The organism is Streptomyces pacificus, from assembly GCF_011766325.1.
Classification (GTDB): domain Bacteria; phylum Actinomycetota; class Actinomycetes; order Streptomycetales; family Streptomycetaceae; genus Streptomyces; species Streptomyces pacificus.
Genome location: NZ_BLLG01000016.1, coordinates 133,980 through 140,701, shown reverse-complemented (window position 1 = coordinate 140,701; position 6,722 = coordinate 133,980). Strand labels below are relative to the sequence as shown.

The window sequence follows — 6,722 nt, the reverse complement described above, 5'->3', positions numbered from 1 at the left end:
CCCGCGGAGCGGGTCCCACAGCGCTGCGCGCTGTGCCAACGAACAGCCTCGCTGCGCTCGGCTGGCTCGGCTTCGCCGAGCCAGGTCCGGCCCTTCGGGCCGGAGTCCTTCGCTTCGCTTCGGACTGTTTGGGTTCCGCTTCGCTCCACCCAAACAAGGGCCCGCTTCGCGGGCCAGGGAGTCCCGTGCTGCGCACGGGAGATGACCCCGTTTCACGGGGTCCGGGCCTATGGCCCGTTGGGTGGATCCGCCAGCCCCATCACGATCTCGGCCGCTGTCTCGGCTCGCACACCCTCGCCCTTGGCTTTGACTACGGCAAGCTCATACACCCGCAACATCGACGAGCCGGCTGCTGCTCGCCTGCACCGGGGCGGAGCACAATCGAGAAGGAAGCTCGAACACCGTGAAGCCGTCATTCTTCATCGGCACCACATCACGCGAGCCTGCAGCCACACCCACTGCAAGCAGGACCTCCCAGTCCGCCACCGCGTCGTCGGGGGAGAAAACCCGCACTCGAACGCGGGAAACCCATGACGGCGCTGCCGCGGCCCGACCTGAGCAGCCACCTCACCATCCGGTGCCACGAAGAACTCGACAGTGATAGGCATGACCCGACCATGCCAGCCCACCCCGGCCGTGATGCTTCATTCTGTTCCCCAGATTGAAACTGGCTTAGGAGGTCCGCCGCGCTGAGGCACGCTCGCAGAGTGGGCTCGCCAGCCAGTAGGCATGGCGCCATCGCCGGACCGATGCCCAATCAACCCGCACAGGCGGCCTGTTGTGCAGCAGAACTGAGCTGCCCCGAGTTTCGTAGAGTCCGCAATCGTGTGATCAAGCGGTGCACCCGCAGCGACACGCGAAGGCCCTCCACACCGACCAACGGGACAAAAAGCGCAAACCGTCGGACCAGTCAGACCGATCAGGCCACAGACGAATCGAGGTTACGGTCACCCTGGACAGTCCTGAACAGCCTGAATGACGGTCTGGCTATCGGGCGGCCCGGGAACCTGCGGCGCCCTGGGGATCTCGACACACGGTCGCCGTCCCCCCTCGGTAGTTGTCAAGTCAAATGAGACGTTCGTGGTGCTACGAACCTTGTGGTTCGGGTTGCTGGCGTTTCGCCGGGTCGTTGATCCAGACCTGGCCGGGTATCTCGGGTGGCTTCGGCCGGCGGGCGAAGCGTTCGGGGTGGCGTTCGTATGCTTCGGCGAGAGCGACGGCCCGCTGGTCGCGGACCTCCTCCGCGGTGCCGAAGTGGACGGAGGCTGGGGTGTGCAGGCCGATCCCGGAGTGCCTGTGGTCGTGGTTGTAGTAGGTGATGAAGGCGTCCATCCACTCGCGTGCATGGGCCAGCGAATCGAACCGTTGCGGGAAGTCGGCGGCGTACTTCGTGGTCCTGAACTGGCTTTCCGAGTACGGGTTGTCGTTGCTGACCCTGGGGCGCGAGTGACTCCTGGTGATGCCGAGGTCGATCAGCAGTTGGGAGACCTTCTTGCTGGTCATCGAGGTGCCGCGGTCCGCGTGCACGGTCTCTGACACGATGCCGTTGCGCTCGATCGCCTCGCGGATCAACTCCTCTGCCCGCTCTGCCGTTTCGGCCCGCTCGACGGTGTCGCCGACGATGTAGCGGCTGAAGATGTCGATGATGACGTAAGCGTGGTACCAGATGCCCTTGTCCGGGCCGGGTTCGGTAGAGATCTCAGTTAGTGGTTGTGACCTGGGGATTCGTGGCTGTCAGGTAGTAGCTGGTCTCGTATTCGGCGGGTGGTACGTGGCCTATCTCACCGTGCAGGCGTCGGTGGCAGTACCAGTCAACCCACTCGGCGGTGGCCAGTTCGACCTGGGAGAGGGTCTTCCAGGGCCGCTGTGGCTTGACTTCTCCGCGTTGTCGAGGTTCCGTGCCCGGCTCGTCGGGCACGGCCTGGAACGGACGCTCTTCGACAGGCTCGTCGGGCACTGCCGCGAGGCCGGGCTGATCAAGGCCGGTGGCAAGCAGCGCACCGACTCCACCCACGTGATCAGCGCGGTCCGTGACCTGAACCGCACCGAGCTGGCCGGGGAGAGTGTGCGGGCCGCTCTGGAGGCCCTGGCGGTGGCGGCGCCGTCCTGGCTGGCCGGGGTGGTCGATGTCGCCGAGTTTGCCGAACGCTATGGGCCGCGTGTCGACGGCTGGACGATGCCGGGCTCGAAGACCGGCCGGGACCGGCTTGCCCAGGTCTTCGGCCAGGACGCGCTGGCCTTGTGCCGGGCGGCCTGGTCCGACACTGCCCCGGTGTGGGTCCGCGAGATCGAGGCGGTGGCCCTGCTGCGGCAGGTCTTGGTGCAGACCTACAGCATCCGTACCGATGCCCGGGGACGGGAGGTGATCACCAAGCGGGACGCCGACGACGAGGGCGTCCCGCCCGGCCATATCCGCCTGGCCTCCCCCTACGACCCCGATGCCCGCTGGTCGGCCAAGGGCGACGACCTTTTCTGGATGGGCTACAAGGTCCACCTCACCGAGACCTGCGACACTCCCGCCGAAGCCGAAGCCGAAGCCGAAGCTGGTACGAGCGTGTTGCGGCTGATCACCGACGTGCACACCACCCTGGCGACGGTTCCCGACGTCAAGGCCACCGCGCCCATCCAGCAGAATCTGGCCGGGCGGCAGGTCGCCCCGGGCGAGCACTACCTCGACTCCGGATATCCCTCCGTCGATCTGGTCGTGGAAGCGGCGGGCCGGGGCATCAGCATGGTCACCCCGCTCCTGGCCGACCACTCGCCCCAGGCCAAGGCCGCCGAAGGCTTCGCCAAGAGCGCCTTCCGTATCGACTGGAAAGCCCGTCAGGTCCGCTGCCCCCAGGGCACCACCAGCGCCGGCTGGTATCCGGTCACCCAGCACGGCCGCGACGCCATCGTGATCGACTTCGCCCGCACCGACTGCCGCCCCTGCCCCTCCCGGACCAAGTGCACCAACTCCGTCCGCGGCGCCCGCATGCTCACCCTGCGCCCCCGTGAACTCCACGAACGCACCACTGCGGCCAGAACCGAACAGGACACCGACTCCTGGAGAACCAAGTACGCCCTCCGCGCCGGCATCGAGGGCACCATCAACCAGGCCCTCGACGTCACCGGCATCCGCCGTGCCCGCTACCGCGGCCTGCCGAAAGTCACCCTCCAGCACATCTACTCCGCCACCGCCCTCAACATCATCCGCCTCGATGCCTGGTGGACCACCGACCCACTACGCAAGCCTCGCACCAGCCGACTCGAACGCCTCAGCCACCAACTCGCCGGCTGACGAATTCAGCAACAGAGTCCCGGGTCCGGACAAAGCCGTGTGCTCCGCGGGCGAGGCCTGCGGAGCACACGGTGAGCAACAGGACGGATCCGCCGGATCCGGTTCCGGCGGGTCAGTTCAGGGAACGGAAGCCCGTCAGCCCCGAGCCCACGTTCACGTCGCCGCCCCTGATCTCCGGGTAGAAGAGCAGGTTGCCGGAAGAGTCCGTGGCCCACACGGATGGGTGGCCGTCGCCCTTCACGTCGGGAACCGACGTGATCAGCGGCCGGTTGGACGGCGTCCATCCAGTGCCGATCTGGACCTTGCTGCCACCAGCTCCCAGGCCCTCACCATTGGGCCCAGTGCCGTCATATCGGTACAGGACGCCGGTCGACCTGTTGCGGGCGATCATGTCGACGCGCTCGTCGCCGCTGGCATCGCCCGGCGCCGCGATGTCGTGGCTGGACCACTCGCCGTCGCCGATCAGCACCGGGGGCTGCTCAAGGTACTCGTCGAGGTAACCGGACGGCGATCCGAAGTACAGCCAGAGCCGGTCGCCCTGCTTGACGAGCAGGTCGGGGTGGCCGGGCCGGTCGTCGGGACCGATAGTGCCGTCCCCGTCGAGGTCCAGGGGACCGTCGACGTCGCCGATCGCGAGGATCTGGCCCGCGCCCTGCCAGTGGTCGTTCTCGGGCTCCCAGACGTTCAGCTCCCGCACGTCCGAGGTGTCGATCGCGCCGGCTCCGTCGTTGGCGTGGATCCACAGCCGGTCACGCCGCTCGGTGGCATCGGGCCGCAGCAGGAGCAGGTCCTCTATGCCGTCGTCGGTCCAGTCGCCGCGCCGGGTGGTCTTCGCGTCGGAGTACCGGCCGGCGGCGGAGGCGGCCTCGGAGGCTCTGACAGCCGCGCCGGTACCGTCACCGAAGTACCGCTGGAGAGTGCCCGCGTCGTCGACCGCCCACAGGTCGGAGTAGCCGTCGCCGTTAAGGTCGCCGGGCTTGTCGGGCACGGCGGCGCCGTTGACGTAGAACAGGTAGGCCCGCAGATCGGACTTGTTCCGCGCGCGGTCCAGGCTGCGCACGTACAGGTGGTGCGGCCCGGCCTTGGTCGGGGTGAGCGAGAGCGTCACGTTGCCGTTGGCCGCCGCCGGGGTGGCGGTGCGCACGGTGGTGTCCTGGGTGGACCAGTACTCGTAGGAGGCCACGTCCGTGGCCGCTCCGGGCGTGACGACAAAGTCTCCCTTGGTGCGCACCGGACTGGTGCCGGCCGGCCAGCCCGCGTCACCGTTCGGGAACTGCTCCGAGGAGACGGCGGGCGGTGTGCTGGGGCGGTTCGGGTCGAAGACGAAGCGGCAGCCGGGCGCGCCCTTAGCCGGCGTCCAGTCCGAGTACAGCGAGCCGTCGTTGGCCTGTGCCTTCCACGAGAAGTTGCCGTTGGCCGTGCCCAGGTGGGGTACCAGCGCGCTCTTGGCGACCTTGAGCTTGGCGACCGCGCCCGAGGTGACGGCCACGCTCTGGTTCACGATCAGCACGCCGTCGGGGTCGTCGTTGGGATGGTGCCCGGTCGCCCACAGGTGGAACTTGACGTTGACCGTGCCGCCGTCGGGGTCGCTCGCCTTGGCGGTCAGAAAGACGTCGGTGTCACCGATATAGCCGTACGGCGCGGTATCGCCGCAGCCCGTGCCGTTCTTGGTACTGGGGACGGTGTCGAGCGCGCCCGGTGCCGTCGGCGTGCTGTTGTACTCGGTGGAGATGACAGCGGTGGAGGCGTCGAACTTCTTCCAGGAGTAGGTGTCGGTCTCGCTGGCCTTCAGACCCAGGGTAATGGTGTTCCACTTGTTCGCGGACGCCTTGGTGGCCGCGTCGAGCGTGGAGAACTCCAGGTTGCCGGCCGGGCAGGAGGAAGACCAGCCCTTGGCGTCCGTGACGGTCGCTTGGGTCGTGCTCCAGCCGGGTTGGTTGTTCCACGTCGTCGACGAGCTGATCGTGCCGGTCAGGCTGAGGGTGACGGCCTTCTTGGTGCAGGACCAGGAGTGGGTGTTCTTGATCCGGAACGTGGACTTCACGATCTTCTTGCCGTGCAGGTTCCGGGAGTCCATCGTGAAGAAGGACCGCCAGGTGCCGCCGGTGTCCGACTCGTAGCCGACCCGGGCGACGTTGTCGGACTTGTTCCAGAACGCGGTCGTGGGGTACTTCTTCGCGACGGCGGCCCAGTTGTTGCGGCCCCCGGAGACGTACGGGTCGATGTGCACCGGATAGACCGTGTCGGGCGCGGTGAGCAGCTCCTGGTCCGGGGTGAGCTTCAGGGCATCGCCGTCGACCCGGGTGGGCAGCTCGGTCTGCTTGGCGCCCACGGCCGGGTCGAAGGAGTGCTCCTCGTCCGCCGCCCTGGGGGCGGTCTGCGGTGCGGCGAACGCGGCACCGGCGGAACGCGCAGTGGTCGGCGCTGGCTCGGCGGGGACGCCGGAGCTGTCCCACATTAGGGGGGTGGGCGCTGTGAAGACCTCCTGGCCTGCCGCGTTGACGGCCGTGAGGTTGCCGGCGGCGTCGGTCTCGGGCGTGACGCCTTCGGCCCGCAGCGCGTACCTGAGCTGCCTGAGTTCGGGATGGGCGGCCGCCTCGCGGTTCTTGACGACCAGCAACTGTTGGAAGCCGGTGATCCCGGAGCGCAGCTTCAGGTCGATGCCGGGCAGCACCTCGGGGTAGGTGGCGGTGTCACCGTCCAGGACGGGCTCGGGCAGCGTACCCTCCCAGTCCAGCGACATGGCGCGGCCGTCCCGGGTGATGGTGGCCATGGTGGTGTCGTCGGGTGCCCCCCCGCCGGAGAACTCGATGCCGACGGCCGCGGCCCGGGGCCGCAGGACGCCGTCCTTGCCCCGGATGAGCGTCGGGTCGGCCATGACCAGCCGGCCGTTCTGGCGAACCCGGACCGGGACGACGTGGGTCTCCTGAGTGAGGGTCCCCCCGGGGTTGGCGAAGGTGGTGGAGTACTCCGTGCGTTCGGAGACCACCTCCACCCGCTGTCCGGTGTCGACCGCCCGGTCCAGGGCGCGTTCGGTCTCGGTCCGCTGCACCGGCGGTGTGGTGTCCGCGGCAGTCGCGGGTGCCACGGGCAGGACGGTGACCGCCAGGCCCGCGACGATCGCGCAGGCCATGAGCCGGCCGGTCCCCCCTGGTCTGTAACCGCGCGTAGGCGGTTGCTTCCTCAAGGCTCTCTCCCCCTCCCTGGCACTTGGGCCGGGTCGTCCGTGGACGACCGCGTGCCCGCAGTGCGCCGGTGCCGCCGGGCGACGGCACCGGATACTCATCGAAATCCAGAGAAGGGTAAACGGTCGCCTTGACCTGACATTCACTCAGGTCTCGTCTGATTACATCTTAGAAACATTTCATTGGTGGACAACAATGGTTGCCCGATAGATCGGATTTACCCTCTTCGTGATCGGTAAAGTCCGCGTAATCTGCCT

Annotated in this window: 3 protein-coding genes; 1 reads left to right on the top strand and 2 read right to left on the bottom strand. The window is 67.9% G+C overall.

Annotation, left to right across the window (positions count from 1 at the left end; genetic code table 11):
• Positions 1-1,086 precede the first annotated feature (1,086 nt).
• The gene (locus tag SCWH03_RS22340; RefSeq protein ID WP_272491105.1) at positions 1,087-1,668 is read right to left on the bottom strand and encodes a DDE-type integrase/transposase/recombinase; all 582 of its coding nucleotides are present in this window, start codon (positions 1,666-1,668) and stop codon (positions 1,087-1,089) included.
• A 508-nt stretch (positions 1,669-2,176) separates the two neighbouring features.
• Between SCWH03_RS22340 and SCWH03_RS29325 the strand changes: the two genes are divergently transcribed.
• A complete protein-coding gene (locus tag SCWH03_RS29325) occupies positions 2,177-3,280 on the top strand; it encodes a transposase (RefSeq protein ID WP_272491104.1) in 1,104 nt (367 codons plus the stop codon).
• A 112-nt stretch (positions 3,281-3,392) separates the two neighbouring features.
• On the opposite strand, the gene SCWH03_RS22325 is transcribed toward SCWH03_RS29325, so the two are convergent.
• Positions 3,393-6,413, bottom strand: a complete 3,021-nt coding sequence (locus tag SCWH03_RS22325; RefSeq protein ID WP_173266076.1) for a VCBS repeat-containing protein — start codon at positions 6,411-6,413, stop codon at positions 3,393-3,395.
• Positions 6,414-6,722 lie beyond the last annotated feature (309 nt).